This window comes from Pseudomonas sp. LARHCG127 (genome assembly GCF_052871455.1).
The window spans coordinates 119,143-135,565 of the sequence record NZ_JBIXJT010000013.1 but is presented as its reverse complement, the minus strand read 5'-3'; the positions used below and the strand labels follow the sequence as shown (position 1 = coordinate 135,565).

Here is a 16,423-nt window from a genome sequence, read left to right as displayed (position 1 = left end):
GCGGGCAACGTTACATAAAGACGACTTTTTCTCGGGGAAACAGGCGATTCCAGCGGCTTTTCTTGGGCTAAAAGCCAAAAGAACCCGAGCTTGGCGTCGCCATGCTGTTCACTTCAGGCAGGCATGAATCAACTGTGGCGAGGGAGCTTGCTCCCTCGCCACGGCTATCGACTTACAACCTGATCAGGCCTCAGAAGACGCTGATCGGATAATCCACGAACACCCGCAGCTCATTGCCGCTGACGTTGTACTCGCTGGATTTCTGCGACACCCGCAACACAGAGCTGCGCAACCTGACACTCAAGTCCTTGGCCGGGCCGTTCTGGACCACGTACTTGAACTGGTTGAAGATCTCGCGCTCGGTCCCGCCTTCGCTGGTGGACGTGGTGATGTTATCGCCACGTACATAAGCGACGTTATAGGTCAGGCCCGGTACGCCGAAGGTGCTGAAGTCCAGGCCGTAGCCCAACTGCCAGCTGCGCTCATCTTCAGCGTTGAAGTCGGACCAGTAGGAGTTGGCCAGGTAGATCGTGTTGCCGCCATCACCCACACGGTTCTGCTCGCGCTGATAGCCGCCGTAGGCGTAGCCCAGGTTACTGTCGCCGGTGCTGCGCTGGTGGGCGAGCGTGAAGCTGTGCGGGCCAGTGGCGAAAGTAGCGGCCAGGCTCCAGATCTTGTTGTCGTCGCCGGTGACGTTGCTTTCACGAACGTAGCTGTCGTCCAGCTTGGTGCGATAACCGTTGAAGTCCAGGGTCAGGGATTGATCCTTGGCCAGTGGGAACACGTAGTTGGCGTTTACGTATTGCTTCTTCAATACGTCTTCGACATCCGAGGCGTAGAGCGATGCCTTGAACTGCTCGGTGAACTGATAGCTGCCGCCCAACACGTTGATCGACTTCAGGCCACCGCTGTCACGGCCTTCGGCGCTCTTGCGCGATTCGGCGGTGAAACGGCCTGCGTTCAGTTCCAGCCCCTTGATCTCCTTGGAGGTGATCAGCGTGCCGGTGTAGCTTTCCGGAAGCAGGCGCGAGTTGTCATAGCTCAGCACCGGCAGGGCCGGCATCTGGTCACCGTAGGCCAGTACGGTATTGGAAACGCGGAACTTGACCGCCGCACCGAACTTGGACAAGTCATCGGCCGCGCTGCCGCTGTCGCCTTGCTTGAAAAAATCGATGCCTTGCGCACCGCTACGCCCCTTGCCGCCATCCAGACGCAACGCGTACAGGCCAAAGGCATCGACACCCACGCCCACCGTGCCTTGGGTGAAACCGGACGAGAACGTACCGATGGCCGCCTGGCCCCATTCGGCCTTGTCCTCTCTGCCGTCCTTGTAGTCGCGGTTGATATAAGCGTTGCGCAACAGCACTTTCAAGCTGCTGTCTTCAACGAACCCCTTTGACTCCGCCTGGTCATTGGCCATGGCGTGTGTCGTGCTCAAGATCCCCAATGCGATCAAACTGATGCGCTTGTTCAACATGATTATTTTCCTTGTACGGGTTGATACGCACCGCGGCGAGCAGCCGAAATGGCGCTTTGCGCTCTTTTTCGGACTCTTGCTCCTGGAAATAATGAAAAGGCCCGCCCACGAGTGATCGTGTCGGGCCTTTTTATTATTTAAGAATCATGGCTGTCAGCCACAGGCGTAGGGCGAATCCTAGTCGCGCCCTTAAGAGCGTGTCAATTTCGTGAATCGTCTTTAATTAGGCAAAAAATGTCTAAGAACATTCAAAACGAACAACCATCCAGACCGCAAGTGGCTGATGGCGCAGAGGCCTGCTCCGGCAGGGCTTGCTTCAACCATTGGGCGAATGCCTCGGGTTTGCCCAGCCAGGGACCGATGTCGATCAACGTGAACTGGCCGTCCTGATCCAGAGCCAAGGTCGGAAAGCCCTGGCCGCCAACCTGGGCGAGCAAGGCGCGACTGGCCTTGATATGCCCTTGCACATCAGCCACGCGGAACGCCGCCAGGAACGCCTGGGCCGGCAGGCCGATGGATTGGGCGAGCTCCAGCAGGACGGTTTCGTCCGCGATACGCCGCCCTTCGACGTAGTGTGCGGTTTGCAGCCGTCCTAGCAGTTCCAGGCCATGGCCGCCGAGCTGTTCGGCCGCAAGGACGGCGGCGGTCGGCGGCGCCGAATCGAACACCGCGCTGTGGTCGCGCAGCAAACCGTCGAAATAGGCCTCGCCAAAGGGCTGCCCGGAGTATTCGGCGATGCGCCGGTCGTGGGGCATCACATAATTGCGCAATTGCGGCGAGACCTGCTGGCGATTGGTACCGGTCATCATGCCGCCGCCATGGGCGATCACTGGCAATACAGCCTGTGCCGCCTGCACCAGCGGTTTGGCGCCGTAGCACCAACCGCACAGCGGGTCGTAGAGGTAATGGAGAGTGGTCATGGAAAACTACGCTAGCCATGGGGATTCGAAGGCAGCAGGGTAGCCTCGCGAGCGCTGCGGAAAAACGCCGGAACGGCTTTCAGTGTGTTTCGTGGATCGGGCGAATGCCCACTTGAATTAAACACCGGCCCCCTGTGGGAGCGAGCTTGCTCGCGATGGCAGCGTTTCAGTCAACATTTGTGTTATTTGACCCACCGCTATCGCGAGCAAGCTCGCTCCCACAGAGATTCAAGGGGATTCGAAAGCGGATAGACACAAAAAAAGCGCTGCCATCCCGGCCAGCGCTTTTTATCAATCCGTCGAATTCTATCCTTGCATCACATCCCACAGCGCTTCCAGCTCAGCCTCGCTGAACAGGCCAGCGGGGTAGCGCTCAACGATCATCCGGCGCGGATCAGGTTCTCTGATCTGACGCGTTCCGTTGGACTTCAACCACTGCGCCAACGCTTGAAGCGACTCACCATTAACGGCCAAGGGATGGCATGTGCGCTCGCTTGTCATATTCATTCCAGCGCCCTCTCCTGGTTGATGAGCGGCTAATTTATCCAAGGTTTATGACAAAACAACTCAGTTCCCTTCCCCGGAACTGCTGCTGATCCAATACAAGAGCTATGCCAATCCATCCCTGCCCAGCCACGAACGAACACAAAAAAACCCGCGACCCAATCGGGCCGCGGGCTTGCCGGGATGGATCCAAAATCACCGGTTTAGAGCCGGCGCTGGCGATATCATCAGGCTGTTACATCGCCACTCACTTTGCCCGCGGCGCGGGTTGCTGTTGAGTAAGGCAATGGATATTCCCGCCGCCCAGTAACAGTTCGCGTCCTGGCACCATGACCACTTCGTGCTGCGGGAACAGGTTCTGCAGGATGTCCCTGGCCGGTGCATCCAGCGGGTCGTCAAAACTCGGCGCGATGATGCCGCCGTTGACGATCAGGAAGTTCACATAGGAACCGGCCAGTCGCACGGTTGGGTTGCGTTCCTGGGAACCTTCCACCGCATCCACGCCCGCGCATTCCTCTTCGGTGGCATACAACGGCCCCGGGATCGGCATTTTATGCACTGTGAAGGAGCGCCCCTTGGCATCCGTGCTGTTTTGCAGCACGTCCAACGCCGCGTGGCAGCGGGTGTAGTTCGGGTTTTGCGGGTCGTCGGTCCAGGCAAGCAGGACTTCGCCAGGCCGTACGTAGCAGCAGAAGTTATCCACATGACCGTCGGTTTCGTCATTGAAAAGACCGTCCGGCAGCCAGATGATCTTGTCCACGGCCAATTGCGCACTGAGCACCGCCTCGATCTCCTCACGGCTCATGTGCGGGTTGCGATTGCGGTTGAGCAGACACTCCTCGGTGGTGATCACGGTGCCTTCGCCGTCCACATGGATCGACCCACCCTCGAGCACGAAACCTTCGGTGCGATAACGCGGGCTGCGCTCGAGCTCGAGGATCTTGCCGGCCACTTGCGAATCACGGTTCCACGGCGCGTACAGGCCGCCGTCAAAGCCGCCCCAGGCATTGAAGTCCCAGTCGATACCGCGCACTTCACCGCTGTCGTTGATCACGAACGTCGGGCCGGTATCGCGGACCCAGGCGTCGTCGCTGGACATTTCCACCAAGCGGATATTCGGCACGTCAAGCCGCGCCCGGGCATTTTCGTATTGGCCCGCGGACACCGCCACGGTTACCGGTTCAAAACGGGCGATGGCCTTGGCGACCGCCACGTGGGCAGCCTGTGCGGGCTTGCCGCCCAGGCGCCAGTTGTCCGGGCGCTCGGGCCAGATCATCCAGACCTGGGTCTGGGTCGCCCATTCGGCAGGCATGTGGAAACCATCCGCGCGCGGAGTGCTGTGCAACGTTGTCATGGGTCATCTCCTGGGCGATAGGCAGTGGTCATTTTATATACGATAAATATCGACTAATAAAGTAACAAAAAACAATAAACACGATAGTTCATTGAAAAATACCGACAAAAATCGATGTACGAAAAAACCTGTGGGAGCGAGCCTGCTCGCGATGGCGGAGTCCAAGCCAAATATTATTTGACTGATCCATCGCTATCGCGAGCAGGCTCGCTCCCACAGGGGAATACAGCTTCACAGATCGGCATTCCAGATCGATTACAGCCCCTCGTCCAATACCTTCATCAGCATATCGACAAAGAAATCCACGCTCTGGCGCGTAGTCACCATCGGCGGTTTGATCTTGAGGATGTTCAGGTAATCACCCGTCGGTTGCATGAAGATGCCCAGCTCCCGCAGGCGATTGCACAGCGCCGTGGTTTCCTCGGTGGCCGGCTCCAGAGTGTCGCGGTCGCGGATCAGCTCCACGCCCAGGTAGAACCCCGAGCCGTGCACTGCGCCGACTAATGGATACTGATCGATCAAGGCCTCCAGTCGAGCCTTGAAATGCCCGCCAACCACCCGGGCGTTTTCCCAGAGATTGTCCTCTTCCATGACATCCAGCACCGCCATGCCGATCTGGCAACTGACCGGGCTGCCGCCGGCCGACGAGAAGAAATACCCCTCGGCCTCCAGCGCCTCGGCGATTTCCCGGCGAGTGATGACCGCGCCCAGCGGCTGGCCGTTGCCCATGCCCTTGGCCATGGTGATGATGTCCGGCACCACGCCTTGCTCTTCGAAACCCCAGAAGAACTCGCCCATGCGCCCGTAACCGACCTGCACCTCGTCGGCGATGCAGACCCCACCGCGCTCGCGCACCATCGCGTAGACCTGCTTCAGGTAACCGGGCGGCAGCGCGATCCCACCGGCGTTGCCGTACACCGGCTCGCAGATGAAACCGGCCAGTTGGCGTTTGCTCTCGGCAATTTTCGCCAGGTTGTGTTCGACGCTGCGCACGTAGTCCGGCGCACTGTCGGGGCCGCGGAATTCGCCGCGATAGGTGTTCGGCGCGGTCACCGGGTGCACCCAGTCCGGGCGACTGCTCAGGGCCAGGGGGTTGTCGGCGATGGAGGTGGATACCGCATCGGCGGCCACCGACCAGCCGTGGTAAGCCTCCAGCACGCTGAGCATGTCCCGTCCGCCGCTGTAGGCCCAGGCCAGGCGGATCGCCAGGTCGTTGGCCTCGGTGCCGCTGTTGACCAGGAACACTCGGTCCATGTTGGAGGGCGACAGCGCCAGCAGGCGCTCGGAAAACTCGGCGATCGCCGCATAGTGGAAACGCGAGTTGGTATTGAGCAGAGACCATTGCCGGGCAGCCACCGCCGCCATGCGCGGATGGCCGTGGCCCAACACCGCGACATTATTGAGCATGTCCAGGTACGAGCGCCCCTGCATGTCGATCAGGTGGTTGCGCCAGCCACGCTCGATGCGCGGCGGATCGACGTAATAGTGTTTCTGCGAACGGGCAAAGCTCGCATCGCGACGAGCCAGCAGCGCCTCGGGATCGATCTCCGGCTCGGCATCGCACGCCAGCCCCAGCAGCACCGCCGGCGAAGGGCAAAGCGCCTGCCAGGCCAGGGCCCTGGAGGGCGTGCAGAACAGTGGCGGATTCACGTGGGCGCCCCGGCACAACTGGACACACAACGACCCCGTCACTTCGCCCAGCACCCGCCCCTTGACCAGCGCCGCGCCGGAATGCAGCGGCGACGTCACGCCCCACAAGCGCACGCTCAACTGTGCACTGTCCAGTTGCAACATGCCGTCGGCAGACGTGTGCACAACCCCGGCGAACGGAGATTCGAGCGGCGTTCCCCGAGGCACACTCAACGCCACGTGCAAGGGATAAGTGTCGGGTTCGACGGCGCTGTCCGGCCGAGTGCGAGACAAGCGGTACTGCCCATAGCGGCTGGCCGCCAAGCCGTGAACACCCGCGGCTTCATCCAGCAGGCGCTGGTCGATTCCCGGCTGCTCCCAATTGCCGGCTTCGAAATGCGGGCTCAGCACTCCCAGGTCGATCAGGGCGAACTCACGCCCTACCAGGGTCGGCAAGAGCGGCGCAAAGCCCTCGCTGGCAATGGGCGGCAGGTTTTGACCGACGGCGGTGAGAATCGCCGCTTCCATCAGTTCGAAGGGCACCGAATGGGCGACGCGGAAAATCTCCCACTCATGGGCCAGGTTGTCGCGGCTGTATTGGTTGTCGGGGTCGATGGAAACCTGCTGCTCACCGCTGAGCACCAGCACCGCGGCGCGCGCCACGATCAGCGGCCACAGCGCCAACAGTTCCTGGTGCTGCAAGGGGTTGATCGCGTGGTAGGCCTTGATCGCCGGCAAGATAAAGAACGGATCGCCGTCGGCGTGATGCAGCAGGGCTGCGCACGTCACCGACAAGTCAGTGATGCGCCAGGTACGGACCAGGTCGCCGAAATCGATAACGCCCTGCAATTGCCATTGGCGCTGGGCATCGCGCTGCCAGACCACGTTGTCATCAGTGATGTCCATGTGGATCGCCTGCACCGGCAGGCTGGCCTTGAGCGGCTGCAAGCGCCGCTCGGCCTGTTGCGCGACCTCGGCGACCCGATGGCGTCGTGTTTCATCCTCGATGACAGGCAGTAGGTAATCGACCAGGGCCGGGGCGTGGCGCGCGTCCCATTGCAGGGTGCGCTCCAGGCCCGGGTGGTCGAATGTCGCCAGGGCCAGGTCCATTTCCGCGCACAGGCGGCCCAGGCCAGTGACAAGCTCGGGGGTCAGGTGCTTGAGCTGCGTGAGGGACTGGCCGTCGATGTATTCCAGCAGACGCATGTGAATCGCTTGGCCGTCGACGTCCAAGGTCAGCAGGTCCTGGCCGTCAATGGCCGCAATGACCCGCGGCACTTTCACCGCGTCGTGTCCGGCCAAGCGCTTGAGCGCGGCATGTTGGGCCTGGATTTCCTGGACAGCGTAGTCGCCGTGGCAAATTTTCAACACAAAGCGCCCACGCTCGCTGTCGACGCGGTAGTTGAGGTCCTGGTTGCTGCCAAGGGGTCGCAGGTCGCCGCTGAGTCCGTAATTCGAGCGCAGCAGCACCAGCGCTTGCTCGGCGCTGATCTGTGGGCTTGGCAAACTGGCGCGGTGAACCAACGTAGCGAGTGGCATACAACGACCCCTGAGGTGGTTTTGTTCGGATGCCTATCTCGCCACCGAGTCGGGGGATAAGCAACCCCCCTGTTCAAAAATATGCACAGCCCTCCTGGGAAGCTGAATAGGAGGGTGTGTCCATGGGATATTCGCTTGCACCGCTCCCGCCATGCCGACAAGCTATGCTCCTATGCTTTGTCGTACCACGGAAAAAGGCTTACCCGGATGCGCATTCTCATCACTGGCGGTGCTGGCTTCATCGGCTCGGCGCTCATACGGCATCTGATTCTCGATACCGAGCATCAGGTCCTGAACCTCGACAAGCTGACCTACGCAGGCAATCTCGAGTCCCTGAGCAGCATCGATCACGACAGCCGCTACGAATTCGTCCACGCCGACATTGTCGATCAAGCCGCTGTCAGTGCGGTGCTGGCGCGGTTCCAACCTGACGCCATCATGCACCTGGCGGCCGAGTCCCATGTGGACCGCTCCATCGATGGCCCAGCGGACTTCATCCAGACCAACATCGTGGGCACCTATAGCCTGCTGGAAGCCACCCGCGCGTATTGGCAGGCTTTGGCCGAACCGCAGAAGCGTGCGTTTCGCTTCCACCACATCTCCACCGATGAAGTGTATGGCGACTTGCACGGCGTGGATGACCTGTTCACCGAAACCACCGCCTATGCCCCAAGCTCCCCGTATTCGGCGAGCAAGGCGGCGTCCGATCATCTGGTCCGTGCCTGGCAACGCACCTACGGCTTGCCCGTGCTGTTGACCAACTGCTCGAACAACTACGGGCCGTTCCACTTCCCCGAAAAACTGATTCCCCTGGTGATTCTCAACGCGCTGGCTGGTAAACCGCTGCCGGTCTACGGCAACGGCCAGCAAGTGCGCGACTGGCTGTTCGTCGAAGACCATGCCCGGGCGCTGCTCAAAGTCGTCACCCAAGGTGCGATCGGCGAGACGTACAACATCGGCGGGCACAACGAGCAGAAAAACATCGACGTGGTGCGCAGCATCTGCACGCTGCTCGAAGAACTGGCGCCACGCAAACCCGAAGGCGTCGAGCACTATGCCGACCTGATCAGCTTCGTCCAGGATCGCCCCGGCCATGATTTGCGTTACGCCATCGACGCCAGCAAGATCGAACGGGAACTGGGCTGGACACCTCAAGAAACCTTCGAGACCGGGCTGCGCAAGACGGTGCAGTGGTATCTGGAAAACCTGCTGTGGTGCCAACGGGTCCAGGACGGTAGCTATCAGGGCGAGCGCCTGGGCTCGCTCGACAACAAGGATGCAATCGCATGATGAAAGGCATTGTTCTGGCCGGCGGTTCCGGCACCCGCCTGCACCCGATTACCCTAGGGGTTTCCAAGCAGCTATTGCCGATTTATGACAAACCGATGATCTATTACCCGATCTCGGTGCTGATGCTCGCAGGCATCAAGGACATTCTGATTATTTCCACGCCTCAGGATCTGCCGCAATACCGCAACCTGTTGGGCGACGGTCGGCAGTTTGGTGTGAATTTCAGCTATGCCGAGCAGCCGTCACCCGATGGCTTGGCCCAGGCGTTCCTGATCGGCGAGCAATTCATTGGCAGCGATTCGGTGTGCCTGATCCTGGGCGACAACATTTTCCACGGCCAGTATTTTGGCGAGCAATTGCAGACCGCCATCAACCGACCGAGTGGCGCCACGGTGTTCGGCTACTGGGTCAAGGACCCTGAGCGATTTGGCGTGATCGACTTCGATCCGGAAGGGCGGGCGATGTCCATCGAAGAAAAACCCACCGCACCCAAATCCAGCTACGCGGTGACCGGCCTGTATTTCTACGACAACGATGTGATCGAGATCGCCAAGGCCATCAAGCCATCCAAACGCGGCGAACTGGAAATCACCGACGTCAACAATGCGTACCTGAAACGCGGCGACCTGCACGTCGAGCGCTTCGGCCGTGGTTTCGCCTGGCTGGACACCGGCACCCACGACAGCCTGCTGGAAGCCTCGCAATACGTACAGACCATCGAACATCGCCAAGGCCTGAAAGTGGCATGCCTGGAAGAAATTGCCTACCAGCAAGGTTGGGTCAGCCGCGAACACATCCTTGAGCGCGCCCAGTATTTTGGCAAGACCGGCTACGGCCAGTACCTGTTCAAGATCGCCGGAGAAACACGTTGAACGTCATCGCCACCCGTTTGCCGGACGTCTTGATCATCGAACCGAAAGTCTTCGGTGATGATCGGGGGTTTTTCTACGAAAGCTTCAATGCCCGGGCATTTGCCGAGGCGACCGGCAGCACCTTGCAGTTTGTCCAGGACAATCACTCACGCTCCACCCGGGGCGTGCTGCGGGGCCTGCACTACCAGATCGAACAGGCCCAGGGAAAACTGGTGCGCGTCACGGCGGGAGAGGTGCTGGATATCGCGGTGGACATTCGCCGCACCTCGCCGACCTTCGGCCAATGGGCGGGCGTTCGCCTGTCGGCGCAAAACCATCGGCAGCTGTGGGTGCCGCCAGGGTTTGCTCACGGTTTCGTCGTGTTGAGCGAATCGGCGGACTTCCTCTACAAGACCACCGATTACTACGCGCCTTCAGCTGAACGCTGCATTCGCTGGGACGATCCGCAACTGGCCATCGATTGGGCGCTGGACGGCGCGCCGATTCTCTCGGCCAAGGACCAGAACGGCAAGGCCTTGCACGAGGCAGACCTGTTCCCATGAGTACGCCCTTGCGCATCCTGATCATCGGCCGCAATGGCCAAGTTTCCCGGGCGCTTCAATCGCGCCTGAGCGGCATGGGCGAGTTGCTCGTACGCGGCAGCGACCAGCTTGACCTGGCGCAGGCGGATTCCCTGCGCGCCCCCATCAAGGCCCTGAGACCCGACCTGATCATCAATGCCGCCGCCCACACGGCCGTCGACCAGGCCGAGAGCGAGCCGGAACGGGTGTTCGCCATCAATGCCACGGCGCCGGGCATCCTGGCCCAGGCAGCGGTCGAACTGGGCATACCGTTGATTCACTACTCCACCGACTACGTCTTCGATGGCCTCAAGCCCGCCCCCTACACCGAGGACGACACACCCAATCCGCTAAGCGTATATGGACGCAGCAAACTGGCCGGTGAAGATGCCATCCACCAGGCAGGTGGACAGCACCTGATCCTGCGCACCAGCTGGGTGTATTCCACCGAGGGCCGCAATTTCCTGTTGACCATGCAGCGCCTGTTGCAGGAAAAACCGCAGCTGCGGGTGGTGGCCGATCAGATTGGCGCACCGACCTGGGCGGGCACCATTGCCGACAGCACCGCCCAACTGATCGAACGCTGGCAGGCCGGTCAAGCCGGAGCCTGGGGCACCTATCACCTGACGGCCCGGGGGGAGACGTCCTGGTTCGGTTTCGCCCAGGCCATCGGCGAAAACCTGCTCGAGCGACACAAGCCGTGCGCGCGACTGGAGCCCATTGCGTCCAGCGACTATCCGACGCCGGCTCCCCGACCTTTGAACTCGCGCCTGGATTGCAGCCGCCTGTCCACGGAATGGGTGGTGAACCAGCCCGACTGGCGAAGCGCGTTGCAGCGGTGCCTGGCCGGACAAGCCTGGTAAGGCCTTACAAATAGTATTTGCGAGACAACTAGGCATAATACGCCTGTCACCACAGGCGCCCCATGTTCATGAATTCCACCCTTCCTCGCAGACCCCGTTGGCGCAGCCTGGCCTTGCTCGCGCTGTGCCTGGCGCCGTTGCTGTGGCCGTTGGAGCACCTGGCCGAGCGTTATTACCGCAGTGAACTGGCCGGCCAGAACCGCCAGACCCTGGACCTTTACGTCGCCAACCTGCTGGGCACGCTGCACCGCTATGAAGTGTTGCCACAGATCCTCGGCGAGCTGCCGGCCTTGCGCGCCGCCTTGTCGGCCCCGGACGACGGCGTCACCCAAGGCAACGCCAACCGGCTGCTGAAAAACATCAGCACCCAGACCGGCGCCGAAGTCATGTACCTGATGGACCCTTCCGGCAAGACGCTGGCCGCGTCGAACTGGGACAAACATGACAGTTTCGTTGGGCGTAATTTCGCCTTCCGGCCGTACTTCATCGAAGCCATGGCCGGGCGCCTGGGGCGTTTCTTCGGTTTGGGCACGACGTCGGCCAAGCGCGGTTATTTCTTCGCGGCCGCCGTGCACGATCGCGAAAAAGTCATCGGCGTGCTGGTGGTCAAGGTCGACCTCGACCACACCGAAAGCCTATGGGGCAAGACCCCGGAACAATTGCTGGTGACCGACCACAACGGCGTGGTCATTCTCACGTCGCGCCAGGAATGGCGCTTTCGCGCGACCCGGCCCCTCAGTGACGGCGAGCGCAAGGCCATCAGCGCGGTACAACCTTATCCAACCCGCGATCCCAAGCCACTGAACCTGGATGCCAACGCCTGGCTGCCCCAGACCCAATCCATCGAAGAAACCGGCTGGAGCGTGAGCATCCTCGCCCCGCGCACGCTGATCGACCGTCCCGTGCGTACCGTGGTTGCCACCGGTGGCGCGGCCTTGCTGGTCTTGATGCTGTTGCTCGGGTTGATGATGCAACGCCGGCGCCACTATCTGGATCGGATCGCCTTCGAAGCCAAGGCCCGTCACGAGCTGGAAGGCCGGGTGGCCGAACGGACCAGCGACCTGGAAGGGCTGAACCGGCGACTGAGACAAGAAGTGCTGGAGCGCGAGCAGGCCCAGCAGGAATTGGTCCGGGCCCAGGATGACCTGGTGCAGGCCGGCAAGCTGTCGGCCCTGGGCACCATGTCGGCGAGTATCAGCCACGAGCTCAACCAGCCACTGGCGGCGATTCGCAGCTACGCGGAAAACGCCGAGATCCTGCTTGACCACCAACGCACCGAAGACGCCCGCGGCAACCTCAAACTGATCAGCGAACTGACCGGGCGCATGGCATCGATCATCGCCCACCTGCGCGCTTTCGCCCGTCGCGACCGTCATGCCCCGGAAAGCGTCGCCCTGCAGCCGGCGCTGGACGATGCCCTGGCGCTGCTCGCCAAACGCCGGCGCAGCATGGAAGTGGAGCTGATCCGCGACTTGCCGGCCGCCACGCTGTGGGTCGAGGCCGGCGAAACCCGCCTGCGCCAGGTACTCGGCAACCTGCTGGCCAACGCCCTCGATGCGCTCACCGAGAAGGGCCCGCCGCGCAAACTCTGGATCAGTGCCCAGGCCACCGACACGGGCGTCAACCTGTACATCCGTGATAACGGCCCAGGGTTTTGCATGGAAGCCTTGGGCCGCGCCGGCGAGCCTTTCTACACCACCAAGACGCGCACCCAGGGCCTTGGCCTGGGGCTGGCGATCTGCGACACCCTGATGCGCGCCTTCGGCGGCGAACTGTCGTTCGCCAACCACAAGGAAGGCGGCGCCCTGATCACCTTGAAGCTGCGCGCCGGTGCGCCCGGGGTGAGCCTGCAACCGTCCGAGGACCGAAGTGTATGACCATCGACAACCGGATTGAGGTGGTGCTGATCGATGACGATCCCCATCTGCGTCAGGCCTTGAGCCAGACCCTCGACCTGGCCGGCCTGAAAATCCTGCCCCTGGCCGAAGCCAAGGGCGTGGCCGGGCAGCTGCCCCGTGACTGGCCGGGGGTGGTGGTCAGTGATATTCGCATGCCGGGCATGGACGGCCTCGAACTGCTGGGCGAACTCCACGCGCAAGACCCGGAACTGCCGGTGCTGCTGATTACCGGCCACGGTGATGTGCCGCTGGCGGTGCAGGCGATGCGCGCCGGAGCCTACGACTTCCTGGAAAAACCGTTCGCCAGCGATCACCTGCTCGACAGCGTACGCCGCGCCCTGGCCTTGCGCCGCCTGGTGCTGGACAACCGCAGCCTGCGCCTGGCCCTGAGCGATCGTCATGAACTCAGCGCCCGCCTGGTCGGCCAATCGACCCCGATGCTGCGCCTGCGCGAGCAGATCGGTGCCCTAGCCGCCACACGTGCCGACGTGCTGATCCTCGGTGAAACCGGCGCCGGCAAGGAAGTGGTCGCCCGTGCCTTGCACGACCTCTCCGGCCGGCGCAATGGCCCCTTCGTGGCGATCAACGCCGGTGCCCTGGCCGAGTCGGTGGTGGAGAGCGAACTGTTCGGCCACGAACCCGGTGCTTTTACCGGTGCGCAGAAACGCCGCATCGGCAAGTTCGAGTTCGCCAACGGCGGCACGCTGTTCCTGGATGAGATCGAGAGCATGAGCCTGGATGTCCAGGTCAAGCTGCTGCGTCTGCTGCAAGAGCGCATGGTGGAGCGGCTGGGCGGCAATCAACAGATCCCTCTGGATATCCGTGTCATCGCCGCGACCAAGGAAGACCTGCGCCAGGCCGCCGACCAGGGGCGTTTTCGCGCCGACCTGTATTACCGCCTCAACGTCGCGCCGCTGCGCATACCGCCGTTGCGCGAACGGGGCGAGGATGCGCTGATGCTGTTCCAGCATTTCGCCAACGAAGCCAGTGCCCGACATGGCCTGCCGCCCCACGAATTACAGCCGGCGCACCGGGCGTTGCTGCTGCGCCACAGCTGGCCGGGCAATGTGCGAGAACTGCAGAACGCCGCAGAACGCTTTGCCCTGGGCCTGGAGCTGGCCCTGGACAACAGCGCGCCCGACGGCAACCCTGGGGCACCGGTGGAACTGGTCAGCGGCGGCTTGAGCGAGCAGGTGGAAAACTTCGAGAAAACCCTGATCGCCGCCGAACTGGCCCGCCCCCACAGCTCAGTGCGCAGCCTGGCCGAGGCCTTGGGCATTCCCCGCAAGACCCTGCACGACAAGTTGCGCAAGCATGGCCTGACCTTCGGCGACAGCAGCCAGGGGTCGGCCGATGAATCCGATTGAATTATCGTCATTACCCTGTCAAGCAAGAGGCCCCGCAATGAACCGCGACAGCCGTTACCTGGAATCGATCCTGCACCACGACATCCCCTTGACCCGGGACATGGGCCTCAAGGTGCTCGATTGGCAGGCCCGGCAACTGCGCCTGTCCTTGCCGTTGGCGGCCAACGTCAACCACAAGAGCACCATGTTCGGCGGCAGCCTGTATTGCGGCGCCGTACTCGGTGGCTGGGGCTGGCTGCACCTGGCCCTGCGCGAGGAAGGCATTGAAGACGGGCATATCGTGATTCAGGAAGGGCAGATCAGTTATCCGCTGCCGGTGACCCGCGATGCGGCCGTCGTCTGCCAAGCGCCTGAGGAAAAACTCTGGAAACGCTTCCTGGCCACCTACCGGCGTTACGGACGGGCGCGGCTGGCCTTGCAGACCCAGGTAATGAACAGCGGGAGCGAGGACGTGGCGGTGCAGTTCGAGGGGCAATACGTGTTGCACCGCTGAAACAGCACATGGCTTGGATTGTAGGGGTGGGTAGCCCCTGTGACCTGGATTGGAGGGTGGGGTAGCCCCTGGGGCGAGGGAGCTTGCTCCCGCTCGGTTGCGCAGCAACCGCCAAAGCAGGGGCTGCTTCGCAACCCAGCGGGAGCAAGCTCCCTCGCCACAAAAAGCACTCTTGCCAGACAAAAAGCTTTTGCCACAAGAATCAGATAGGGGTTCAGGAACGAGCAAGCTCCAACAACTTTGCACGCCACGCCGCTTTCGCCGGCAACGCCAGGAACGACGCATTCAACAGCGACTCACGCGGTGGATAACAGAACGGCTCGCCGCTCAAGTCCAGCACCGCGCCTCCCGCACCTTCCAATACCCCCTGGGCGGCGGCGGTGTCCCACTGGGAGGTTGGCGCCAACCGTGGATAACAGTCCGCCGCGCCTTCGGCCACCAGGCAAAACTTCAACGAGCTGCCAATACTGGTCAGTTGCAGCTCACCCAGGCTCGCGCTCAAACCGTAGAGTAGGCGCTCCTGCTCCGGGCTGGTGTGCCGGCGACTGGCGACCACGGTGAACGCCTCGCCTGGCGCCACTGCGTCACGTACCGCGATAGGCAAAGGTACGCCCCCCTTGTCACCACGCCAGGCACCCAGCCCGGCGCCACCCACGTAGAAGCGACCACTGGTGGGCATCGACACCACGCCGAACACCACGCGGCCCTGTTCCACCAAGGCAATGTTGACGGTGAATTCCTCGCTACCGGAAATGAATTCCTTGGTGCCATCCAGCGGGTCCACCAACCACCAGCGTTGCCAGCCGGCCCGCACGCTTTGGGCGATATCCGCGTCTTCTTCGGAAAGGATTGGAATGTCCGGGGCCAGCGCCGCCAGCCCGGCCACGATCACATCATGAGCCGCCATGTCGGCAGCGGTCACTGGCGACTCGTCGGCCTTGTGGTTGACCAACACGTTGGCGCGCCAGAACGGCAGGATCGCCTCGCCGGCCTTGAGCGCCAGCTCGACCACCGGGGCCATCAGCGAATGAGGAAATATCATGACAGGAACGCTCCACGCTGGGCCAGCAGGTCACGGGCCAGGTACAGCGCCGCCAAGGCCCGGCCCTCGGTGAATTGCGGGTTTTGCGCCAGGGCCGACAGCTCGTGCAGGTTGACCTTGTCCACGCGCATCGGCTCGGGCTCGTCGCCCTCCAGCCGCTCTTCATACAGATCGGTCGCCAGCACCACTTGGATCTTCTGGCTCATGTAGCCGGGGGACAGCGACAACTCGGTCAGATGTTCCAACTGTCGCGCCCCGAAACCGGCCTCTTCCTTGAGCTCCCGCTCGGCCGCCGCCAGTACATCTTCCCCTGGCTCGATCAAGCCCTTGGGCAGGGATAACTCGTAAGCATCGGTGCCACCGCAATACTCTTCCACCAGCACCGCATGGTCGGCGTCGAGCATCGCCACGATCATCACCGCGCCGTAGCCTGCACCCTTGCTCGCCAGACGCTCATAAGTGCGCTCCACACCGTTGGAAAACCGCAATTTCAGTTCTTCCACGCAGAACAGGCGGCTGGTAGCGACGATCCGGCGATCGAGTATGGTGGGTTTCTGGCGCATAAACGGCTCCCTGGGCGATAGCGGGCTACTATACCCGGCCTATTCTGATTGT

Annotated in this window: 14 protein-coding genes; 7 read left to right on the top strand and 7 right to left on the bottom strand. The window is 62.1% G+C overall.

Annotated elements, in window-relative coordinates; translation table 11 throughout:
* Nucleotides 1–190: 190 nt before the first annotated feature.
* The 5 genes from ACIPQ1_RS21785 to ACIPQ1_RS21765 form a co-directional block, all read right to left on the bottom strand.
* Nucleotides 191–1,477, bottom strand: coding sequence for an OprD family porin (locus ACIPQ1_RS21785; RefSeq protein WP_446534763.1), 1,287 nt, complete (start codon nucleotides 1,475–1,477; stop codon nucleotides 191–193).
* Between the two features lie 248 nt (nucleotides 1,478–1,725).
* Complete coding sequence (locus tag ACIPQ1_RS21780; protein WP_446534762.1) at nucleotides 1,726–2,397, bottom strand: DsbA family protein; 672 nt, start codon at nucleotides 2,395–2,397, stop codon at nucleotides 1,726–1,728.
* Nucleotides 2,398–2,703: 306 nt separating this feature from the next.
* Nucleotides 2,704–2,904, bottom strand: coding sequence for a hypothetical protein (locus ACIPQ1_RS21775; RefSeq protein ID WP_057449186.1), 201 nt, complete (start codon nucleotides 2,902–2,904; stop codon nucleotides 2,704–2,706).
* Between the two features lie 244 nt (nucleotides 2,905–3,148).
* Nucleotides 3,149–4,255: an agmatine deiminase gene (aguA, locus tag ACIPQ1_RS21770; RefSeq protein WP_411386214.1), complete on the bottom strand. Its 1,107-nt coding sequence runs from the start codon at nucleotides 4,253–4,255 to the stop codon at nucleotides 3,149–3,151.
* 255 nt (nucleotides 4,256–4,510) lie between these two features.
* Nucleotides 4,511–7,423: an aminotransferase gene (locus ACIPQ1_RS21765; RefSeq protein ID WP_446534761.1), complete on the bottom strand. Its 2,913-nt coding sequence runs from the start codon at nucleotides 7,421–7,423 to the stop codon at nucleotides 4,511–4,513.
* Nucleotides 7,424–7,630: 207 nt separating this feature from the next.
* Between ACIPQ1_RS21765 and rfbB the strand changes: the two genes are divergently transcribed.
* From rfbB to ACIPQ1_RS21730, 7 genes are all read left to right on the top strand, one after another.
* Nucleotides 7,631–8,713 (top strand): dTDP-glucose 4,6-dehydratase, encoded by a 1,083-nt coding sequence (gene rfbB / locus ACIPQ1_RS21760; RefSeq protein ID WP_411386212.1) that lies wholly within the window; start codon nucleotides 7,631–7,633, stop codon nucleotides 8,711–8,713.
* Nucleotides 8,710–9,585, top strand: a complete 876-nt coding sequence (rfbA, locus tag ACIPQ1_RS21755; protein ID WP_446534760.1) for a glucose-1-phosphate thymidylyltransferase RfbA — start codon at nucleotides 8,710–8,712, stop codon at nucleotides 9,583–9,585. Before rfbB ends, rfbA begins: the two co-directional genes overlap by 4 nt.
* The gene (rfbC, locus tag ACIPQ1_RS21750) at nucleotides 9,582–10,127 is read left to right on the top strand and encodes a dTDP-4-dehydrorhamnose 3,5-epimerase (protein WP_446534759.1); all 546 of its coding nucleotides are present in this window, start codon (nucleotides 9,582–9,584) and stop codon (nucleotides 10,125–10,127) included. Before rfbA ends, rfbC begins: the two co-directional genes overlap by 4 nt.
* On the top strand, nucleotides 10,124–11,008 hold the full coding sequence (gene rfbD, locus ACIPQ1_RS21745; protein ID WP_446534758.1) for a dTDP-4-dehydrorhamnose reductase: 885 nt from the start codon (nucleotides 10,124–10,126) through the stop codon (nucleotides 11,006–11,008). The genes rfbC and rfbD overlap by 4 nt, the downstream gene beginning before the upstream one ends.
* 68 nt (nucleotides 11,009–11,076) lie before the next feature.
* Complete coding sequence (locus ACIPQ1_RS21740) at nucleotides 11,077–12,885, top strand: sensor histidine kinase (protein WP_446534757.1); 1,809 nt, start codon at nucleotides 11,077–11,079, stop codon at nucleotides 12,883–12,885.
* Nucleotides 12,882–14,273, top strand: coding sequence for a sigma-54-dependent transcriptional regulator (locus tag ACIPQ1_RS21735; RefSeq protein ID WP_250961856.1), 1,392 nt, complete (start codon nucleotides 12,882–12,884; stop codon nucleotides 14,271–14,273). Before ACIPQ1_RS21740 ends, ACIPQ1_RS21735 begins: the two co-directional genes overlap by 4 nt.
* 37 nt (nucleotides 14,274–14,310) lie before the next feature.
* Nucleotides 14,311–14,766, top strand: a complete 456-nt coding sequence (locus ACIPQ1_RS21730; protein ID WP_186707286.1) for a YiiD C-terminal domain-containing protein — start codon at nucleotides 14,311–14,313, stop codon at nucleotides 14,764–14,766.
* 214 nt (nucleotides 14,767–14,980) lie between these two features.
* Here ACIPQ1_RS21730 and cysQ read toward each other — a convergent pair whose 3' ends face one another.
* Complete coding sequence (cysQ, locus tag ACIPQ1_RS21725) at nucleotides 14,981–15,808, bottom strand: 3'(2'),5'-bisphosphate nucleotidase CysQ (RefSeq protein WP_446534756.1); 828 nt, start codon at nucleotides 15,806–15,808, stop codon at nucleotides 14,981–14,983.
* A complete protein-coding gene (gene nudE / locus ACIPQ1_RS21720) occupies nucleotides 15,805–16,371 on the bottom strand; it encodes an ADP compounds hydrolase NudE (protein WP_186707288.1) in 567 nt (188 codons plus the stop codon). The genes cysQ and nudE overlap by 4 nt, the downstream gene beginning before the upstream one ends.
* Nucleotides 16,372–16,423: the final 52 nt, after the last annotated feature.

What these genes read in the sequence shown, in the direction of transcription:
- ACIPQ1_RS21780 (WP_446534762.1), bottom strand. Translation starts at nt 2,397, where the DNA reads ATGACCACTCTCCATTACCTCTACGACCCGCTGTGCGGTTGGTGCTAC.
- nudE (WP_186707288.1), bottom strand. Translation starts at nt 16,371, where the DNA reads ATGCGCCAGAAACCCACCATACTCGATCGCCGGATCGTCGCTACCAGC.
- rfbB (WP_411386212.1), top strand. Translation starts at nt 7,631, where the DNA reads ATGCGCATTCTCATCACTGGCGGTGCTGGCTTCATCGGCTCGGCGCTC.
- ACIPQ1_RS21765 (WP_446534761.1), bottom strand. Translation starts at nt 7,423, where the DNA reads ATGCCACTCGCTACGTTGGTTCACCGCGCCAGTTTGCCAAGCCCACAG.
- ACIPQ1_RS21735 (WP_250961856.1), top strand. Translation starts at nt 12,882, where the DNA reads ATGACCATCGACAACCGGATTGAGGTGGTGCTGATCGATGACGATCCC.
- ACIPQ1_RS21785 (WP_446534763.1), bottom strand. Translation starts at nt 1,477, where the DNA reads ATGTTGAACAAGCGCATCAGTTTGATCGCATTGGGGATCTTGAGCACG.
- cysQ (WP_446534756.1), bottom strand. Translation starts at nt 15,808, where the DNA reads ATGATATTTCCTCATTCGCTGATGGCCCCGGTGGTCGAGCTGGCGCTC.
- rfbD (WP_446534758.1), top strand. Translation starts at nt 10,124, where the DNA reads ATGAGTACGCCCTTGCGCATCCTGATCATCGGCCGCAATGGCCAAGTT.
- ACIPQ1_RS21730 (WP_186707286.1), top strand. Translation starts at nt 14,311, where the DNA reads ATGAACCGCGACAGCCGTTACCTGGAATCGATCCTGCACCACGACATC.
- rfbA (WP_446534760.1), top strand. Translation starts at nt 8,710, where the DNA reads ATGATGAAAGGCATTGTTCTGGCCGGCGGTTCCGGCACCCGCCTGCAC.
- ACIPQ1_RS21775 (WP_057449186.1), bottom strand. Translation starts at nt 2,904, where the DNA reads ATGAATATGACAAGCGAGCGCACATGCCATCCCTTGGCCGTTAATGGT.
- ACIPQ1_RS21740 (WP_446534757.1), top strand. Translation starts at nt 11,077, where the DNA reads ATGAATTCCACCCTTCCTCGCAGACCCCGTTGGCGCAGCCTGGCCTTG.
- aguA (WP_411386214.1), bottom strand. Translation starts at nt 4,255, where the DNA reads ATGACAACGTTGCACAGCACTCCGCGCGCGGATGGTTTCCACATGCCT.